This window comes from Chitinophaga parva, from assembly GCF_003071345.1.
Lineage (GTDB): Bacteria > Bacteroidota > Bacteroidia > Chitinophagales > Chitinophagaceae > Chitinophaga > Chitinophaga parva.
Map to the genome: position 1 here is coordinate 164,908 of NZ_QCYK01000001.1, position 19,135 is coordinate 184,042.

General features: G+C 53.5%; 18 protein-coding genes. 7 read left to right on the plus strand and 11 right to left on the minus strand.

Features of this window, described 5'->3' with window-relative positions; all coding sequences use genetic code 11:
- Window positions 1–13 precede the first annotated feature (13 nt).
- On the minus strand, window positions 14–607 hold the full coding sequence (locus DCC81_RS00710; RefSeq protein WP_133177489.1) for a hypothetical protein: 594 nt from the start codon (window positions 605–607) through the stop codon (window positions 14–16).
- A 27-nt stretch (window positions 608–634) separates the two neighbouring features.
- Window positions 635–1,777 carry an N-acetyl-alpha-D-glucosaminyl L-malate synthase BshA gene (gene bshA, locus DCC81_RS00715; RefSeq protein WP_108684680.1) on the minus strand — a complete coding sequence of 381 codons (1,143 nt, stop codon included), beginning with the start codon at window positions 1,775–1,777 and terminating at the stop codon, window positions 635–637.
- A 234-nt stretch (window positions 1,778–2,011) separates the two neighbouring features.
- Between bshA and DCC81_RS00720 the strand changes: the two genes are divergently transcribed.
- Both DCC81_RS00720 and DCC81_RS00725 read left to right on the plus strand, forming a co-directional pair.
- Window positions 2,012–3,394 carry a M20/M25/M40 family metallo-hydrolase gene (locus DCC81_RS00720; protein ID WP_108684681.1) on the plus strand — a complete coding sequence of 461 codons (1,383 nt, stop codon included), beginning with the start codon at window positions 2,012–2,014 and terminating at the stop codon, window positions 3,392–3,394.
- 42 nt (window positions 3,395–3,436) lie between these two features.
- Entirely contained in the window at window positions 3,437–3,838 is a 402-nt protein-coding gene (locus DCC81_RS00725) for a hypothetical protein (RefSeq protein ID WP_108684682.1), read from the plus strand.
- A 136-nt stretch (window positions 3,839–3,974) separates the two neighbouring features.
- Here the strand turns inward: DCC81_RS00725 and DCC81_RS00730 are convergent, their stop codons facing one another.
- Both DCC81_RS00730 and DCC81_RS00735 read right to left on the minus strand, forming a co-directional pair.
- On the minus strand, window positions 3,975–4,688 hold the full coding sequence (locus DCC81_RS00730) for an SAM-dependent methyltransferase (RefSeq protein WP_108684683.1): 714 nt from the start codon (window positions 4,686–4,688) through the stop codon (window positions 3,975–3,977).
- On the minus strand, window positions 4,688–5,452 hold the full coding sequence (locus tag DCC81_RS00735; protein ID WP_108684684.1) for an EI24 domain-containing protein: 765 nt from the start codon (window positions 5,450–5,452) through the stop codon (window positions 4,688–4,690). The genes DCC81_RS00730 and DCC81_RS00735 overlap by 1 nt, the downstream gene beginning before the upstream one ends.
- A gap of 66 nt (window positions 5,453–5,518) precedes the next feature.
- Between DCC81_RS00735 and DCC81_RS00740 the strand changes: the two genes are divergently transcribed.
- Window positions 5,519–6,124: a DNA-3-methyladenine glycosylase gene (locus DCC81_RS00740; RefSeq protein ID WP_108684685.1), complete on the plus strand. Its 606-nt coding sequence runs from the start codon at window positions 5,519–5,521 to the stop codon at window positions 6,122–6,124.
- Window positions 6,125–6,189: 65 nt separating this feature from the next.
- On the opposite strand, the gene DCC81_RS00745 is transcribed toward DCC81_RS00740, so the two are convergent.
- Window positions 6,190–7,209 (minus strand): PorP/SprF family type IX secretion system membrane protein, encoded by a 1,020-nt coding sequence (locus tag DCC81_RS00745; RefSeq protein WP_108684686.1) that lies wholly within the window; start codon window positions 7,207–7,209, stop codon window positions 6,190–6,192.
- A gap of 336 nt (window positions 7,210–7,545) precedes the next feature.
- Window positions 7,546–8,199 carry a uracil phosphoribosyltransferase gene (gene upp, locus DCC81_RS00750; protein ID WP_108684687.1) on the minus strand — a complete coding sequence of 218 codons (654 nt, stop codon included), beginning with the start codon at window positions 8,197–8,199 and terminating at the stop codon, window positions 7,546–7,548.
- Between the two features lie 117 nt (window positions 8,200–8,316).
- Here upp and DCC81_RS00755 point away from each other — a divergent pair, with 117 nt between their 5' ends.
- Window positions 8,317–9,438: an anhydro-N-acetylmuramic acid kinase gene (locus DCC81_RS00755; RefSeq protein WP_240612860.1), complete on the plus strand. Its 1,122-nt coding sequence runs from the start codon at window positions 8,317–8,319 to the stop codon at window positions 9,436–9,438.
- 10 nt (window positions 9,439–9,448) lie between these two features.
- Here the strand turns inward: DCC81_RS00755 and ade are convergent, their stop codons facing one another.
- A complete protein-coding gene (gene ade, locus DCC81_RS00760; RefSeq protein ID WP_108684689.1) occupies window positions 9,449–11,077 on the minus strand; it encodes an adenine deaminase in 1,629 nt (542 codons plus the stop codon).
- Between the two features lie 152 nt (window positions 11,078–11,229).
- On the opposite strand from ade, the gene DCC81_RS00765 reads away from it, so the two are divergent.
- Window positions 11,230–11,943, plus strand: coding sequence for a LolA-like protein (locus tag DCC81_RS00765; RefSeq protein ID WP_108684690.1), 714 nt, complete (start codon window positions 11,230–11,232; stop codon window positions 11,941–11,943).
- A 184-nt stretch (window positions 11,944–12,127) separates the two neighbouring features.
- Here the strand turns inward: DCC81_RS00765 and DCC81_RS00770 are convergent, their stop codons facing one another.
- On the minus strand, window positions 12,128–13,129 hold the full coding sequence (locus DCC81_RS00770) for a helix-turn-helix transcriptional regulator (protein WP_108684691.1): 1,002 nt from the start codon (window positions 13,127–13,129) through the stop codon (window positions 12,128–12,130).
- A 162-nt stretch (window positions 13,130–13,291) separates the two neighbouring features.
- On the opposite strand from DCC81_RS00770, the gene DCC81_RS00775 reads away from it, so the two are divergent.
- A complete protein-coding gene (locus tag DCC81_RS00775) occupies window positions 13,292–13,894 on the plus strand; it encodes a hypothetical protein (protein ID WP_133177490.1) in 603 nt (200 codons plus the stop codon).
- A gap of 400 nt (window positions 13,895–14,294) precedes the next feature.
- Window positions 14,295–14,930 (plus strand): peroxiredoxin, encoded by a 636-nt coding sequence (locus DCC81_RS00780; protein ID WP_108684693.1) that lies wholly within the window; start codon window positions 14,295–14,297, stop codon window positions 14,928–14,930.
- 311 nt (window positions 14,931–15,241) lie between these two features.
- Here DCC81_RS00780 and DCC81_RS00785 read toward each other — a convergent pair whose 3' ends face one another.
- The 3 genes from DCC81_RS00785 to rlmN all read right to left on the minus strand — a co-directional run bounded on the left by DCC81_RS00785 (window position 15,242) and on the right by rlmN (window position 18,626).
- Window positions 15,242–15,964, minus strand: a complete 723-nt coding sequence (locus DCC81_RS00785) for an RluA family pseudouridine synthase (protein WP_108684694.1) — start codon at window positions 15,962–15,964, stop codon at window positions 15,242–15,244.
- A 3-nt stretch (window positions 15,965–15,967) separates the two neighbouring features.
- Window positions 15,968–17,494: a pseudouridine synthase gene (locus DCC81_RS25770; RefSeq protein ID WP_108684695.1), complete on the minus strand. Its 1,527-nt coding sequence runs from the start codon at window positions 17,492–17,494 to the stop codon at window positions 15,968–15,970.
- Between the two features lie 82 nt (window positions 17,495–17,576).
- The gene (gene rlmN / locus DCC81_RS00795; RefSeq protein WP_108684696.1) at window positions 17,577–18,626 is read right to left on the minus strand and encodes a 23S rRNA (adenine(2503)-C(2))-methyltransferase RlmN; all 1,050 of its coding nucleotides are present in this window, start codon (window positions 18,624–18,626) and stop codon (window positions 17,577–17,579) included.
- Window positions 18,627–19,135 lie beyond the last annotated feature (509 nt).

The window sequence follows — 19,135 nt, forward strand, 5'->3', positions numbered from 1 at the left end:
GGACTTTTTATTATTACAATTTCTCTATCCATTCATACCACTGGTCTTCTTCATCCAGGAAGCGTTCCCACTTACCGCCCACATATACGTAGGTTTCCGAACTAAGTGCTTTTTCTTCCGCAGCAGCGCTGTAGTAGCACCGCGCGCCCACCTGGCAAAGCGCCTGGAAACTCTTTTCCCGCGCGGCATCTGCATAGAACAGCAGGTCCTTTGCCGGCAGGTTTACCGCTACCAGCGTGGCCCCTGTTGCTTCGCGCACTGCGGCCCACATGCTATCCAGCAGCATCAGTGAAGGCGTACAAAAGGCGGGCAGTACATCTGCCCGGAAGAAAGGTAAGGTGCCTGGCAGCTCCCGGGAAAAGTTGAGGGAACGGGTGGTATATTTCCCGGCATACAGCCGTTCAAGATTGTCCTTTGCCAGGGGCAGCAGCTCTTCCATCCACAGGTCGTGCTCCTCCATATCCCGCTGCCACAGCGGCTCCCAGCCATCTGCCCGCAGTACCACGTACACCACCTGCAGGTATTCTGCCAGTGGTTCCATGATCATGCCCGGCTGTATATCCGGGTCTTCTTCGTAGCGCAGCAGGGGAATGATAGCGGATCGCATGATCATCAATCTATTTCAACAATCTGTTCAGAGGCTTTCAGCCAGCGTGCCCTCCAGGGTACGCTCGTACAGGGCTTCATATTGCGGAATGATATTATCGATGTGGAAACGTTGTGCCTGGGCCAGGGCACCTGCACGCAGGCGTTCCAGCATGGCTGTGTCATTGAAGATGCGCAGCACATTGGCGGCCATGGCATCTACATCCCCCACGGGGCTGGTGTAGCCGGTCTGGCCGTTAATGTTCACTTCCGGCAGGCCGCCCGCATTGGAAGAGATCACGGGCACCTGTGCGGCCATGGCCTCCAGGGCTGCCAGGCCAAAGCTTTCGTATTCAGAAGGCAGGATAAACAGGTCGCTGATGGACATTACATCTTCCAGCTGTTCCTGCTTGCCCACAAAACGGATATCGCCACAAAGGTTGCACTCACGGGCCATACTCTCTATACCGGGACGGTCCGGCCCATCGCCCACCAGCAGCAGCTTTACGGGCATTTGCTCCCGTACTCTCCGGAAAATGGAGACCACATCGGGCACGCGTTTCACTTTGCGGAAGTTAGACACATGCAGCATGATCTTTTCCCCGTTTGGTGCAATGGCGTTGCGGAAATGCGGCAGCTCCCGGCGGCGGAAGCGGTGGGTGTCCACGAAGTTGTAGATCACGTTGATGTCTTTCTCAATACGAAAAGACTTATAGGTTTCATCCCGCAGGTTGTCAGACACCGCGGTGATGGCGTCACTTTCATTGATGGAGAAGGTCACCACCGGCGCATAGGTTTTATCTTTGCCCACCAGGGTAATATCTGTACCGTGCAGGGTGGTGATAAAGGGGATACGCTTGCCCTGCTTGGCCACGATCTGCTTGGCCAGGTAAGCGGTGGATGCATGCGGGATGGCATAATGCACATGCAGCAGGTCCAGGTTGTTATTGAGGATCACGTCTACCATGGTGCTGCTCAGGGCCGACTCGTACGGCGGAAAATCAAAGAGCGGGTAGGTGGGTACCTGCACCTCGTGGTAGTAAATGTTGGCATGAAAAGCATTGAGCCGCACCGGCTGCTGGTAGGTGATAAAATGCACCTGGTGGCCTTTGTCGGCCAGTGCCTTACCCAGTTCCGTGGCCAGAACGCCACTACCCCCATATGTTGGATAACATACTATTCCAATCCGCATGAATTTCTCTTTTTAAAAGCGAGGCAAGGTGCTGCCGTAAAGGGCAAGCCGTTCTTTCCAAGTGCCTAAAGTAAACGGTATTACAGGTCCAATTTCCATGCCCACGGCGGGCAGTACGGCAAATGTAGCGCGTAATTTCGGATTTCACCAGCCCGGGAGTTGCAGGCGCCCGCCTAAATCACTAGTTTTAGGCCCTTGTTTTATGCTCTTTTAAACCAAAATTAAACCTGCGCGATGATGAAGAAAAATCTGCTGTTACCACTCCTTTTGCTCACCTCCGGCCTTGCTGCACAGGCCCAGCACGTGGACGACTCCCTGCTCATCCGCCGCCTGGCAGATACGGTGCTGACCAACGGGGGGGCCTATGAAAACCTGCGCGTACTCACTAAAAAAATAGGAGGCCGCCTGGCTGGCAGCCCTGCCACCTACAAGGCCGAAAAATGGGGCGCCGAAGCACTGCGCCGTGCCGGTGCAGACACTGTATATTTCCAGGATGTGACCGTGCCCCACTGGGTGCGCGGCGGCAAAGATGAAGCCCGCATTATTTCCAAACGCCGCGATTTTGTAGCCCCCCTGGCCGTAACCGCCCTGGGCAACTCGAATGGCAGCGGGGAAAAAGGCGTAACCGCCCCCGTGATAGAAGTAAAGAATTTTGAAGAGCTGGAAGCCAGGAAAGACGAGGTGAAAGGCAAGATTGTTTTCTATAACTACCCCTTCAATCCCCGCTTTGTAGAAACCTTCCGCGCCTACGGCGATGCCGTGCGTTACCGTGGCGCCGGCGCCAGCCGCGCAGCCAAATACGGCGCCCTGGCCGTGGTGGTGCGCTCAATGTCGCACGGGACCAACAACTTCCCGCACACCGGCGCCCTGCACTACAACGACTCCTTCCCCAAGATCCCCGCCCTGGCCATTGGCCTGGAAGATGCAGACCGCCTGAGCGCCCGCATCAAGGCCGATCCCTCCCTGCAACTGTTTGTGCGCACCTGGGGCAAAATGCTGCCCGATACCCTGGCCCACAACGTGATCGGCGAGATCCGCGGCAGCGAGTTCCCGGACCAGTACATCACCGTGGGTGGGCACCTGGACTCCTGGGATGTGAATGAAGGCGCCAATGATGATGGCACCGGCATTGTACAATCCATCCAGGTGCTGGAAGCCTTTAAAAAACTGGGCATCCAGCCTAAACATACCCTCCGCATTGTGCTCTATGCCAATGAAGAAAATGCCACCAACGGTGGCCGCGAGTACGCCAAACAGGCCAAACTGAAAGGGGAAAAACATGTCTTTGCCCTGGAAAGCGACGCCGGTGGCTTTACACCCCGTGGCTTTTCCCTGGAAGTAAGCCCGGAGCAACGGGGTAAGATCGCATCCTGGATCCCGCTCCTGGAGCCTTACGGCGTGTACACCGTGGCCGCAGAAGGCGCCGGTGAAGACGTGGGCTACCTGCGCCCGGCCATCGGAACCCCGGTAGGTGAGCTGGAACCGGACTCCCAGCGCTACTTCGACCTGCACCACGCAGCGAATGATGTATTTGAGAATGTGAACAAGCGTGAAATGGAGCTGGGCGCTATTGAAATGGCCGCCCTCACTTACCTGGTGGATAAATACGGATTGTAATCCCGATCTTCGCCCGGTCAATCCCACTCAAAAAATCAACACATGCGTAAATTTCTCTTCATCATTGTAGCCGTTATCGTGGTAGGCCTGGGCGGATGCTTTGGCTACCGGTACTACTACGAATTTGGCGATGGCGTAAAGGCCGGTGAGCTGAATTTCTTTGTAAGAAAGGGCTTCGTTTTTAAAACCTACGAAGGGCGCCTCATCCAGTCCGGCTACAGGAGCAGCCAGCCCGGTTCCATCCAGTCCAACGAGTTCAATTTTTCCGTTACCAATCCCCGTGTAGCAGACCAGCTCATGCGGGCCAGCGGTAAATCCGTAGAGCTCCATTACACAGAATACCTGGGCGCCCTGCCATGGAGAGGCATGAGTGAGTTTATCGTGGACAGCGTGTACTCCATTTCAGGAGAGCCCAATAATGGTCAATTGCTGCCAGCGAAGTAAAATTTTCATCTTACAATTTTCAATATCAAAACAAAACCCAGATCCAGCCATTGGATCTGGGTTTTGCTATTTAAACCATTGGAAACTGATCCTGGAATTTGTGATTTCCCTGATAACGGAAATTGTACGTTGGAAATTACTGCGCCACGTTGATCAGGAAGATCGCGGGTCTTTTGTGCAACTCCGGTGCAGGAAGCTTTTTCCACTCCGCTACCGTTTTCGTTAAAATATATTCATGATCCCCTGTGATCTCTGCTGCCACACACAGTTGCGTGTTACCGGCCAGGGTGGCCAGCAGGTCTGCAAAGAGGGCGTTGTTGCGGTAAGGGGTTTCAATGAAGCCCTGCGTTTGCTGGAATTTCGCGGAGCGTTGTTCCAGGTCTTTAATGGCTTTTACGCGGGCGCCCTTGTCTACCGGGAGGTAGCCGGTAAAGGCAAAATTCTGCCCGTTCATCCCGGAGGCCATAAGGGCCAGCAGGATGGAATTGGGCCCCACCATGGGCACCACGGGTGCATGCACCTGGTGGGCAACGCCTACAATAAGATGACCAGGATCTGCTATGGCAGGACATCCGGCTTCACTCATCACGCCAATATCGTGGCCCGCCAGGAGCAGCTTTTTAGCCAGTGCCACATCCGGGGGCTGGTTATTGTTCATGGGGTACAGCTGCAGGGCATCTATCACAATGCCGCGGTCCAGCGCCTTCATATAGCGCCGGGCCGTGCGCTCATTTTCCACGAAAAATATTTTCAGTCTTTGCACTACTGCGGTTACGTAAGCCGGGATGGTTTCCAGGTGGTCTTCCGCCAGCACGGTGGGGATCAGGTATACTTTGCCGGTGTTGCTCATCAGATAAGGCGTTTGTCCTGCAGGCTCAGGGTGCCGGCTATCGTTGCGTAGGCAGGGGCCAGCATCCAGCCCAGGATGGGCACCACGAGGAAAAGGTAAAAGATCAATCCATTGCCCACCGCTATGCCCTTGTGTGTTTTCACAAAGTCAATGGTCTCGGGCAGTTCCATATGATGCCTGTCACAGCTGTAATCCAGCATGGAGAAGCCAAAGAAATAACATTCCATGAAAAAAGCGATCAATGGCGCCAGCAGGCCCACGATAGGCACAAAGGAAAGCAGCACCAGGGCCAGTATGCAGCCGGCCTGGTAAAGCAGGTTGCGCCCGCAAAGGCGTATGCTGCGCAGGGTATCATGCTTTAATTCCGCGGCACTTACATCCGCTTTTTTGCGGTGCAGGGTAGACGCCGTTTTTTCAGAGATGTAGGCAAATGCCGGCGCGCCAATGATGAGGAAAGCGGTACGGAATAGCGCCACATACAGCAACAGGAAAATGCTGTGCAGGGAAAAAGTAGTGAGCAGGAAAAAGAACCGGATCCAGTCGCTGTCTGCTTCCTGTATCCAGTTCAGGCCTGGTATGGCGTTGAACAGGTAGTTCACAAAATCATTGGAGTAGCCCCACACAAAAAAGATCAGCAGGAAAAACAACACGCAGAAAACAATACCGGGCACCAGTATCCAGCGCCAGTGGCGATGCTGCAACACAAACTCATGCGCTTTTCCATAGGACTGGATAGCCGCGATCACTTCTCGTAAAGAAAACAAGGCTTAGGTTTTTGTCAGTAATTCAGGAAATAGTTGAAAGACCGAAATTAGTATTATTTTTTAAGCATGCAGAAACTGAAACCATCCTTTTATCAGCGCGCCGATGTAGTGACCATAGCCAAAGCCTTGCTGGGACAACACCTGGTCACCGTGATCAACGGCCAGCGCACCGCCGGCATGATCGTGGAAACGGAAGCTTATAACGGTGCCATCGACCGCGCCTCCCACGCTTACGGCAACCGCCGCACCAGGCGCACGGAAGTGATCTTTGGCGAAGGCGGTGTTGCTTATGTATACCTCTGTTACGGTATTCATTATCTATTCAACGTGGTCACCAATGTGAAGGAAGTGCCGCATGCCGTGCTGGTAAGGGCTTTGCAGCCACTGGAAGGCATTGATATCATGCTGGCCCGCACCGGTAAACCAGCACTTAACTACACCCTTACTAACGGCCCGGGCAGTCTTTGCAAAGCCATGGGCATTACCACGGCCAACACCGGGCTTTCCCTCCTGGGCGACGAGATCTTTATTGAAAAGGCAACACCGGTAAAGGAGGCCAACATTGTAGCCGGTACCCGCGTGGGCGTGGCTTACGCAAAGGAAGATGCACTGCTGCCGTACCGGTTCTCGATAAAAGATAACCCCTGGGTAAGCAAAGGAAAGGGATTGTAACCGCATAAAAAAAGCCGCCTGCAAACAGCAAGCGGCTTCCATATTTTAAACCAATATGCGCCAGACTAGAACTTGGGACAGAGGGTCTTGTACTTGTTATTGCCATCACTGCGGTGGATGTAGATCACGGAGATCTCCAGGCCTCCACGCGCATTGGACGCGGGTTTCAGCGAAGAGATATTAGTATCGTAGGTAAGGCCTACCTGGAAACCTTTCACCTCCAGCCCTACGTAAGGGTTCACTGCATCACTGAAACGTACCCAGCTGCCAATGTAGAACATCGTAGGATCATCGGGCATGCCATTGAGCAGGAAGCCGTAAGCCGCACCAATAGTCTTTTCTGTGGCGGTACCCTGCTTCATGAAAAGGGCGCTGGCAAAAATGCGGTTGTTGCCATTCACCGGGAAAGAGCCACCAGCATGGGCGGTAATGCGCTTGTGAATACGGTTGGCATCGTTCATCTTGTCGTAGAACGATTCATAAGGTTGGGTAACGTGGTAGTAGGAGAAGCCCGCATAAATGTTGGATGCCTCGCCTACCAGGCCGTTATAGAGAATACCGATGTTCGGATCAAAATAGCTGAGGGATGGTTTGGAGATCGTCTCCGTGGTACCGCCGGTGGTGCTGCCATCGGGGTTTATCTGGTCGCCAAAAGTCATCTTGCTGATGTCTACCCGCTTGGTCACAAACGCACCCTGCAGCCCGATGGCCAGGGTATGGTTACCCTCCGGGTCCAGTGATTTGTGGTAGGCGGTGCTCAGTGCCACATAGTTGGTGCTCATGGCGCCGTTAGGACCTTGCTTATCGTACATGGCCAGGATACCTACACCCCAGATATCATTCGGGTTGATGTAGTTCTTCAGGATCCCGAAATCGCCGGACACGGTGCCGGTGATGAAGGGCGCCCCGATGCTTTGCCACTGGGAGCGGTAGTTGCCCGCAATGCGGTAATCCCCGGAAAACAGGCCAGTGAACGCGGGGTTCAGGGTCAACGGTGAAGCGAAGAACTGGGAAAAATGCGGGTCTTGCGCCTTCAGCGAAGTGACGGATAGTAGGATAGCTATTATATATAATAATTTTTTCATATACGTTAAGCGTATAGGGTTTTTCGGTCGGACGGTGAATAGTGAAGGTACGAAATCACTTTCATATGCCAAATTAAATTTATATAACTAAAAGATATTCGATTTCGTCGGCCGGAAACAGGCTGTTTCCGAGGTTTTCGTCAGTACGGTCTTACTTGATCAAGTGTATTTGATTGGCGATAGATAGTAAACGGTCCGTAAAATAAGCGTTTTTATTGGAATTTTTCCAAAGATGCCAGCCTGCAGGAAGTGCTGTGCATCAGCCCGTTAACCGCGGGGGGAGCGCCCGGTGTTGAAAAACCCTCCCCGCGCGGTATGCCGGGGAGGAAATACTTTTTAGCTCTGTAGCTTATTGCCAAATGCCAGGTCGCCGGCATCGCCCAAGCCTGGAACGATATAGCCTTTAGCCGTCAGCTCATCATCGATATCGCCTGCCCAGATAGTGAGGGGACTGGTCACATTGCGTTGTACGTATTCAATACCCACGGTGCAGGCTATACACACCACCACGTGCACATGCACAGGTTTTCCAAGTGACTCCAGGTGCTCGATGGTTTTTACCAGGGAGGCGCCGGTGGCCAGCATGGGATCAGACACGATCAGTACCTGGCCTTCAATGCCGGGGCTTGAAACATATTCCAGGCTGATGTCGAAAGAGCCGTCATGGCGGTGCTTGCGGTAAGCGGATACAAAGGCATGGTCTGCCTTGTCAAAATAATGCAGCAATCCCTGGTGCAGGGCCAGGCCGGCGCGCAGGATGGTGGCCAGTACCGGCTGGGCAGCCAGTACGCGGCAATTGGCAATGCCAAGCGGGGTTTGCACCTCGCGTTCCTCATATTCCAGCGTTTTGCTGATCTCATAGGCCGCTATCTCGCCTATACGCTCCATATTCCTCCTGAACCGCATGCGGTCTGTCTGTATGCTCACGCTGCGGATCTCGCTCAGCCATTCGCCTACCAATGAATTTTGCTCACTTAAATTTATTACCATGGGATGCTTTGTGCCTGCAAAACTAGCTAAAATATCGACTTCCCCCTTGCCCCCTAATGCCTTGTCCATTACGGTTTAGCCGGCCTGCGGCCAATGCCCGCATAAATTCTGTTACATTTGCCCAAATTTTTCCGGAAAATGGTTTACAACGTGATCGGCGCCATGTCTGGCAGCTCGCTGGATGGACTGGACCTCGTATTTGCACAGCTTACAGAGATCAGGGGGCAATGGACCTACGAAATAAAAGCGGCAGACACCCTGCCCTATGATGAAGACTGGGCCGCGCGCCTGTCTTCCGCCACCAGCCTGCCTGCGGCGGACTACCTGGTGCTCCACAGCGCCTACGGCCACTATACAGGGCAGCAGATCAACCATTTCATTGTACAGCACCAGCTGCAACATAAAGTACATTTCATTGCCTCCCACGGCCATACCACTTTCCACCTGCCGGCGCAGCACACCACCGCGCAACTGGGTGATGGCGCCGCTATAGCCGCCACCACCGGCCTGCCCGTGATCAGCGACCTGCGCGCCATGGACGTGGCCCTGGGCGGGCAGGGCGCACCCATTGTGCCCATTGGGGAAAAACTCCTCTTCCCCGATTTTCAATACTGGCTGAACCTGGGCGGCATTGCCAACGTAAGTGCCACCGCAGGCGCAGACCGCATTGCGTTTGACATTTGCCCTGCAAACCGGGTGCTGAACGCCCTTTCCCTGCAAATGGGCCATCCCTTTGATGAAGAGGGCGCCCTGGCCCGCACCGGCAACGTTGATAAAGCCCTCCTGGCCCAACTCAATGCCCTGCCCTACTACGCCCAGCCCTATCCTAAATCCCTGGCCAACAGCTTTGGCCTGGATACCGTACTGCCCCTGCTGGAAGCCTCCGGCCTTTCTGTACCGGACCAGTTGTGTACTTACGTGGAACACATTGCCACCCAGACAGCCCAGGCTATAGCGCCCCTGCACCTGCAGGCCGATGGCAGCCGAGCCCCCTTCAACATGCTGGTGACCGGTGGCGGCGCCTTTAACACTTTTTTACTGGAAAGGATAGATGCGCTGGTAAGCCCGTTCCGCATAGACCTGGTAGTGCCGGATGCACAGTCCGTAAAATTCAAGGAAGCACTGATCATGGCCCTGATAGGGACTTTGCGCTGGCGCCAGGAAGAAAATGTGCTCTCCTCCGTCACCGGCGCCATGCGCGATAGTGTAGGCGGTGCCTTGTGGATGGGCGGGAACTGAGGTCCCGTGCTTAAGACACCACTACCGGTGTAAACGCAAACACATCCCCGTCAAACAAACCCAGGTCACTCAGCTTCAGGTGCGGGATCACCAGGAGTGCCATGAAGGAGAGCGTCATGAAAGGCGCGCCCAGCTTACTTCCCAGGTCTTTGGCAGCCTTGTCCATGGCGCTGTACTGCCGGGCTACTTCATAGCCGTCTGCCTCGCTCATAAGGCCTGCTACAGGCAAGGGTAATATCACCGTGGATTGTTTGTGGGCCACGCTCACGCCGCCGCGGGCCCCGATCACGGCGTTGATGGCAGATGCCAGGCTTTCATCATCCACCCCCACGGCAATGATGTTATGACTGTCGTGCGCCACGGAAGAAGCGATGGCACCGCGTTTCAGGCCAAAATTCTTAATGAAGCCCAGTGTTACCGGGGCAGGGTTATAACGGTTTACCACCGCCAGTTTCAGCACGTCCTGCGCAGTGTCTGCTGCTATACAGCCCTCGTTTACCGCCAGGGTGGCGGTTTCCGCGTTGGTGATCAGTTCTCCGTCCAGGGCTACGATCACTTTAACATGCGCGGTACTACCGGTGGCGGATATACGTAGCTGTGCCGTGGTGATGGGGTCACAATGAAAATGATTGATGGGCTGCACTGCAACGGAGGCAATTTTTGAAACGCCGTTTTCCGCTACCAGCTGGCCTTTCACGTAGGTGGCCTTTATATTTACCTCCGTGAGATTGTCTACGATGATAAAGTCTGCCGCATCGCCCATGCGCAGCAGGCCGGTTTCCAGGCCGTAATGCAGCACGGGATTCACGCAGGCGGCCCGCAGGATGTTGAACAAAGGAATACCCGCTGCCAGCGCGCGTTTCACGAGCACATTGATATGGCCTTCCACGAGGTTGTCCGGGTGCTTGTCATCACTGCAAAACATCATGGCTTCCGGCCAGTGGAGCAGCAGGGGTATGAGCGCATCAAAATTCCGTGCGGCGCTGCCTTCGCGGATCAGGATCTTCATACCACGTTGCAGCTTGTCCAGTGCTTCCGCTTCCGTAAAACATTCATGATCAGTGCTGATGCCGGCTGCAATGTAGGCGCCGGCCGCATCGCCCCGCAGGCCCGGTGCGTGGCCGTCCACTGGTTTGTTGTGTTTTTTTGCGGCCGCTATTTTCTGCATCACTTCCGGGTCCTGGTGCAGCACGCCGGGAAAGTTCATCATTTCACTCAGGTACTTCACATCATCCCGCTGCAGCAGGGCTTCCACATCCGCTACGCTCACCGTGGCGCCGGCCGTTTCAAATGGGGTGGCGGGCACGCAGGAAGGTGCGCCAAAGTAAAAACCAAACGGTACCTGCCGCCCGTTCTCAATCATATAATGCACACCAGGCACACCCAGCACATTGGCAATCTCGTGTGGGTCAGACACGGTGGCCACCGTACCGTGCACTACCGCCAGGCGGGCAAACTCGGAAGGGATGAGCATGGAGCTTTCCACGTGCACGTGGGCATCCACGAAGCCTGGCAGCAGGTACTGCTCATACGTGCCGCTCACCGGCACAATGGTGGCAATACGGCCGTCCTTAACCGTAATGGTGGCTGGATAAATGCGCTGGTGGAGAATATCTACATAATTGCCCGTGATCTGCATGGAAAATGTGTTGGTGAACGGGCGGAAAAGTACGAAGTTTTCCGGTCAATGCAGGTGCCGGTAAACGGCCATTCCGCACCGGTAAATAGATTTTTGGTTTGGTATAAAAAGAATAGATTTGTTACCGATCCAATTCACAAAAACACATTTGTATGAAAAGCATTAAACTGCTTGCACTCCTGTTTGTACTCGGCATTGCCGGCGCTAAAGCGCAAACCGCTGATGAGCTCATGGATAAATCTATCGCAGCTATGGGCGGCGCTGACAAACTGAAAAACCTGAAAACTGCATACAACGAAGGCAGCATACAGGTCCAGGGCCAGGAATTCCCCATCAAGATCTGGAAAATTCAACACGAAGCCATGCGTATGGAGTTCGACATCATGGGCACCAACAATATCCAGGTGGTAACCAAAGGTGGCGGCTGGTCACTGATGCCCATCCAGGGCCAGACAGACCCTACCCCGCTGGACAGCGCCAAAGCCAAAATGATGCAGCCCCAGCTGAGCATCAACGGCGACCTCTTTGATTACAAAACCGACGGCAAGAAAGTAGAGGCCCTCGGCAAGGAAAATATTGACGGGGTAGACGCCTACAAACTCAAGATCACTTCCAAAGACGGCGTAGAAGCCATTGCTTACCTGGATCCCACCAGCTACTACCTGATCCGCACCAAGAATACGGTAAATGTACAGGGCAATACCGTGGACGTTACCGTAAAACTGCACGATTACAAAAAAACGGATGACGGTTACGCCTACCCTTCCGTGATCGAAGAGACCAATTCGGGCATGACCATCCTCATTACCAAAGCAGAATACAACAAGCCCGTTGAGGACAGCTTGTTTAAGATGCCGGGGAAATGATGAATGCCGCAGGTCTTAAGTCCCAGGTCTTAGGTACTTAAAATAAAAAAAGCGCTTCGTGGTCAGTTTCCACGAGGCGCTTTTTTATGCCCTGTTTTCATACCGCAGATTCCTCAATGCCTATAACCTTGTACCTAAGACCTGGGACTTAAGACCTAAGACCTAATACCTGGGACAAATTCATTCAATACAACCCCACCATCTTCCTCGCTTCTGCCGCCATTTCCTGTGCCAGGGTAGCGGGAGCCAGCACTTTCATATTGGCGCCATAGCTCAGGAGCAGCATGCGCAGCTCCGGGTTGATCACCAGCTGAAGCCTTACATCGCAGGCGGTTTCATTGTCTTCCAATATCTCCTGGGAGGGGTGGATGGGCTGTGATTTGATGTATTTGGCCTGCTGGGGCGTGAAGCGCAATACTACTTCCTGCGGGTCTCCGCCGGGCACCGTAATGCCCAGGGCGTGCTGGTAGTAAGCGGCATCATCAAAATTCTTTTCATCAAAATGCTTATTGGTGGGCCATAGTTTTACAATGCGGTCCAGCGCAAAGGTGAGCACACTGCCGCCTTTGGCCTGCTGGCTCCTGCCAATGAGGTAAAACCGGTGCTGGTATTCCCGCAGGTGATAGGGCTCTACCCAATGTTCCTTTGGCTCCGCGCGGTTAAAACTCTGGTAGGCAATGCGGATCACTTCCAGGTTTTTGATAGCATCCACGATCTCGGGGATGAATTCCACGCCTTTGTACTGGCCGGCGCGCGCAAAGCGGATCAGGCCCTGGTTTTGCAGCGCCTCCCGGTTCATTTTCAGGCTGGCCGCTATCTTTAAAATAGCATCTTCAAACTGGGCCACTACCGGCAGGCTGCGGAACTGCTCCAGGATGCCGATGGCGATCTCCAGCCCCTGCAGGTCTGCTTCATCGATGGGGTTATTATTGAGGGAATAACCTTCATCCTCATAACGGTAACTGCCGGTTTTCCGGTCATATACAATGGGCGCAAAATAGGCCAGCTCCTTATCATTGCGCATATCATAAATATCCTGCTGGATGGCGCGGACAGAAATATCCTTCCCCATTTTTTCCGACACAAAACTGATGAGTGCTTCCAGGGTGGGCTTGGGTAAACGTTTGTTGCGCAGGCGCTCGTCTATCCAGCGGTAGCGGGATACGGCATCCTTGTTTTTGGGCATGCGTCTTTTTTTGGGTGTAAAGTAAAGGAAATTCCCCTTTTAGTGGATTTCCAAAAAACGGTTCCCGGCGCCCGGAAAATGAAATCCTGCACTTTATTTCCCTACGCAGATCCCCTGCGTAACGCCCTGCTACTTTCGTACTGTTATCAACAACATAACCGTATGAAAACATTACACACCAACACTGCCACTTACGCAAACGCTATTTCCATTACCCAGGTGATCATGGATGCATCGAACTACCTGACCTTCTGGGGACAGCTGCAAACTGAGAGCGGCTGGGTAGACTGTGATTTTGTGGCCAACTATGATGTACTCAATGAAATGCTGCGCCACCAGGCACCTGCCAGTGACCAGCTGCAGATGCTCATCGTGGAAAAACTGGAAGACATGCGCAGCCGCCCGGACCAGATCCCGGAGATCATTGACCTGGAAGCCTTGCTGGGCGCGCCTATGCTGTTCAATAAAATGACATTTCACATGAGCCGTCCCCGCTTTCACCGGGAAGACGCCTGGATGGAATATACCGGTGACCGTTGTTATTACATCCAGCAGGTAACGCCCCACACCGCGCCCCCGGCCGGCCCCGGCGCCCTGGTACGCCAGATGGACCATTGTATGGACCTGCTCAGCAAAAGCTACGCGCTGTACCTGGGTTTTATGGAACTGGAATTTGACGAAGCTGCCGCCCGCGCAGAAGCCGGCCTGGCAGACGATCTGAAATATACGATGGCTTACTGCGCCTGGAAGCAGCAGGCCGCCTGAGAAATTTGTTAAGCCCAGGTTGAACCATTGAAAGACCCCGACCTTCATCCATTGTCCTACCCTGTACCCGTGACAGATCCATGTGTTTGAAACCCTTCAGCAGCAAGCCCGGCGCAGCATTGATGCCCCCGGCAAAAAACAGGCGCCGCGGCCGCTGCTGCTGATATTTTGTTAGCCCTAAAAACCTTTTTTTCCGGCGGAATGTGTTAATGCTGTGTTTTTCTCATTTGCGCCATCCAACGATAAACCCTACATTCGCACCAGATTTGTCGCCACGGGGATCGTGACCAACCAAAGACAACAAGTGTTTCTACGGAATTTCCACCCAACCCGCTGAAAAGTCTATTAAAATTGTAGGAAATACTTATTTTTGGCAGTACACCCGTAAAACTGTTTTACTATGAGCTTAAGACTTGGCGACATCGCACCCAATTTCCAGGCAAAGACCTCTATTGGAGATATCGATTTTTACGAATACCTTGGTGACAGCTGGGGCGTTCTGTTCTCTCACCCTGCCGACTTTACGCCGGTATGTACTACAGAACTGGGCCGCACCGCACAGCTGAAAAGTGAATTTGAAAAACGTAATGTGAAGGTACTGGCTGTAAGTGTTGACTCGGTAGAGCGCCACGAAAGCTGGATCAAGGATATTAACGAAACACAGAACACCCAGGTGGATTTCCCCATCATTGCAGATCCCGAGCGCGTTGTAGCCGGCCTGTATGATATGATCCACCCGAACGCTTCCGAAACATTCACGGTGCGTTCCCTGTTTATCATAGGGCCGGATAAGAAAGTGAAACTGATCATCACTTATCCTGCGTCCACCGGCCGCAACTTCCTGGAAGTGCTGCGCGTGATAGACTCCCTGCAACTCACTGCCAAGTACAGCGTGGCCACGCCGGCCGACTGGAAAGATGGTGAAGACGTAATTGTAACTGCTGCGGTGCCCACCGAAGAAATTCCGGCCCGCTTCCCGAAAGGGCATAAAATTATTAAGCCTTACCTGCGCACCACGCCGCAGCCCAACAAATAAGGCACAAAAGCCTCAACAGCTTTTGTCAAGTATTTTTTTAATGGTTGGTTTTTGATTTTACGAAACGGGGATTTTTCCCCGTTTTTATTTTTTGGAAATTGTCTTAGGCCCTGGGTCTTAGGTCCCAGGTACCATCTAACGGATAAAGGAAAACGCCTCGCCGGACTTACCGGCGAGGCGTTTTTTATAGCATTACTTTTAGGATAAGTGCTTGCAGGAGATTATATCGCTTACGCCCTTCAAGTCTCAGGTCTTAGGGCTTAGGACCTAAGACCTGAGACTTAACACATAGGACAAAGCCTCAATCCCTGCTATTTCCCATGCTTGCGCAACTGCGTCATCACTGCCTGCATATCCTTTGGCAGTGGGGCTTCCACCACCTGGGCCTGTCCCTGCATGTCGTCAAATTCAAGGCGCCATGCATGCAGTGCCAGCCGGTTCAGCAGGGGACGTTCTTCTTCTGTGAACTTTCCCAGTTTGAACTTCTTTTTGATATCCGAGAGCAATACCGGCTTGGCCTTACCATACATCTCATCCATGACGATGGGGTTGCCGATGTGCTTCATGTGCACGCGGATCTGGTGGGTGCGGCCGGTATGGATCTGCATCTTCACCAGGCTGTAAGTGCCAAAATCTTCCAGCACTTCATAATCCGTGTGGGAGGCTTTCCCCTTGCGGGCCGTGGCCATTTTCCCCTTGATGGTGGGATGTTCAATGATAGGCTCCAGGATGCTGCCCTTGGGCGGCACTACCTGGCCGGTAACGAGGCCCTGGTAAAACTTGCTCACCCCGCGGGTCTCAAACAGCTGGGAAAAATATTTATGGGCTTCCGCATGGCGTGCAAAGAGGATGATGCCGCTGGTATCTTTATCCAGGCGATGCACCACGAAGATCTCTCCATATTGCTTTTGCAGGATGCCCCGGAGCGATTGCAGCTCCCCGTCGTGCCGGTCCGGGATGGTGAGCAGGCCGGAAGGCTTGTTCACCACCACGTAATCGGGCGTTTCCATTAAGATCAGTTCTTCTACGCGCATCTCCTATTTTGGCTGCTTGAAATGCTTTAACAGGATCACTTCTTTTTCGCTGAGATGGCGCCAGGAGCCACGGTTCAGGTTTTTCTTGGTAAGGCCGGCGTACATCACGCGGTCCAGCTTTTCCACCTTGTATTCCAGGCTTTCAAAAATGCGGCGCACAATACGGTTCTTTCCAGAATGGATCTCAATCCCGATCACGCTCTTGTCCTTCGGGTCCACATAACCCAGGGCGTCTACCTGTGCAGGACCGTCTTCCAGCGTTACGCCGTTGATGATCTTATCAAAGTCCGCCTTGGTCAGGGGTTTATCCAGGCCTACCTGGTATATTTTCTTTACGTTGTTGCTGGGATGGGCCAGGCGCTGCGCCAGTTCACCATCGTTGGTGAGCAGCAGCAGGCCGGAGGTATTGCGGTCCAGGCGGCCCACAGGGTACACACGCTCATTTTCCACCGCTTCTTCAATCAATTCCATCACGGTCTGGCGGCCTTCCGGGTCGTCGGTGGTGGTGATGTAACCTTTGGGTTTATTGAGCAGGATGTACACCAGGTCTTTCTGGATGATGATGCGCTTGTCATTCAGCTTCACATGATCCTTTGCCGTTACCTTGAAGGCAGGCTCAGTGATCACAGTACCATTTACTGCTACCTTGCCTTCCTTGATGTAATCCACGGCCTTGCGGCGGGAGCAGATACCGCAGTGCGCCACAAATTTATTCAGCGGCATTTCACCGGCGGTTTCCGTTGCTTCGGCACCGGCGGGTTTTACTTCTATTTTCTTGCGTACGCGTTTATGCGGGGCAGGTGTTGCTGCACCGTTTTCCTCAAAACCTTCCAGGCCGGATTTCACATCTTTCTTACGCGCCTGCTTATCGGCAAAGCGTTCATTGGCCTTATCAAAATATTTTTTACGGTTAAAGCCGGACGGTGTTTCACGCCGGTCGGCGGATGGCTTGCGTACGGGGATACGGCCTTCCATCGGGCTTTTACGTTGAGGGCGGTCTTCACCTGCTTCACCTTCTTCACGGCTGTGGAACGGGCGTTTTGCTTCACCTTCTTCACGGCTGTGGAACGGGCGTTTTGCTTCACCTTCTTCACGGCTGCGGAAGGGACGTTTTGCTTCGCCTTCCTCACGGCTGCGGAAAGGGCGTTTTGCTTCGCCTTCCTCACGGCTGCGGAAAGGGCGTTTGGTATCATCGCCTGTGCGGCTGCGGAAGGAACGTTTTTCTTCGCCTTCTTCTCCACGGAAAGTACGTTTAGGCTTATCACCAAAGCTTCGTTTGGGCTTGTCATCGCCAAAGCTCAGTTTGGGGCGGTTATCACCAAAGCGCTTGTCCCCTTCTTTTTTCGGGCGGTCGCCAAAGCGGAAAGGGCGTTTTTCTTCGCCATCAGCTTTACGTTCACGGGAGGGACGGTCTTCACCGGGTTTTCCGGCGCGGAAAGATTTGCCGGCGCTGCCTTCTCTCTTAAAGCCGCCTTTATCGGCAAACTTGCCAGAGCCGGGGCGTTTACCGCCAGGTTTGTTTGTTTTCATATTTGACTGTTATCCTGCATTCCTGCAGTACTTATAAAAAAGCATCCCACCGGGTGGCAGGATGCAGGGTGAAATGACGTGTTTATGCGGTTTTATTGGCCAGCTGCCCACAGGCGGCGTCAATATCCTTCCCACGGCTGCGGCGCAGGCGGGAGTTTACGCGGTGCTTGCCCAGGTAATCCATGAAGGCCTGTGTTTTGTCTTCATCCGGCTTGGCAAAGCGGCCCCCATCTATCGGGTTGTACTCGATGATGTTCACCAGGTCGCAAGGTACCTGGCGGTAGATCTTGATCAGCTCATCGGCATCCTGCTGGCTGTCGTTGAAATTGCGGAAGAGGATGTATTCAAAAGAGATCTGGCTCTCCGTCTGTTTGTAGAAGTAATTAAGCGCTTCGACCAGGGATTTCAGGTCATTGGTTTCATTGATCGGCATGATCTCGTTGCGCTTGCGGTCATTTGCCGCGTGCAGGGAGAGCGCCAGGTTAAAGCGCACCTTGTCATCGCCCAGTTGTTTGATCATCTTGGCAATACCCGCGGTGCTCACGGTAATACGCTTGGGCGACATGGCCAGGCCATCTGCCGCGGTAATGCGGTCAATGGATTTGAGCACGTTATTGTAGTTGAGCAGGGGTTCTCCCATGCCCATGTATACAATGTTGGTCAGTTTTTTACCACTGCTTTCCAGGGCTTGCTGGTTCAGCAGGGCCACTTCGTCGTAGATCTCGTCAAAGTGGAGGTTGCGCTTGCGGCCCATGGTGCCGGTAGCGCAGAACTTGCAGCTCAGGCTGCAGCCCACCTGTGATGACACGCAGGCGGTTTGCCGGGTATCGGTGGGGATGAGCACACCTTCCACGAAATAGCCATCGTGCAGGCGGAAGCGGCTTTTCATGGTGCCGTCCTCGCTTTTCTGCAAGGTATCCACGGTTACAGCGGGCAGGCTGAAATTAGCCTCCAGTTGCTGACGCAGCGACTTAGACAGGTTGGTCATGGCCTCAAAAGTGGGGGCATGTTTCAGCCACAGCCATTCGTACACCTGCTTGGCGCGGAAGGGTTTTTCGCCGATTTCCTGGAAATATTGCTGGAGGGAGGGCAGGTCAAAATGCCTGATATTCTTTTTTTGTGCTGAATGCATTACAGATCGTTAACTGAGTAATTGGCTACCTTTCGGCAGTCGGATAAGCAACTGCAAAGATAGGGGAATTTGAGGGGATGGCGGTTGTTAAAGTGCAGTTAATGCAGGGAACGGGCAATTTGCCCCGGGGATGATGGCTGAAAAAGGACGGATGGCGGGTGATCTCCGGGAGTGCAGGCCGCTAAAACAATGGCTGCAGGCGATTTCCGGGGATGGCGCCACGCTCATATTAAAATACCCCGCCCGGAGTCCGGCCCTGGAACGGGCCGGCTGGGAGGGGATTGCTTTCTTGGGGCTGATGGAAGAAATAATGATTTTTGGGGCTAAGATGGAACTGTTTACTCTTTTTTGGGGTGCGTGTAGATGGATGTAAAAATTCGGTTAATAGCGATTTTCGATTAATAGTACATCGCAAATTAAGCCGTCGCCACACGCCCTGCCAGTGCTAATTAGCGGCCGGCAGCATTTTTTACACTGGCGATGCAAAATGGCAGATAAGTGGCATTCCT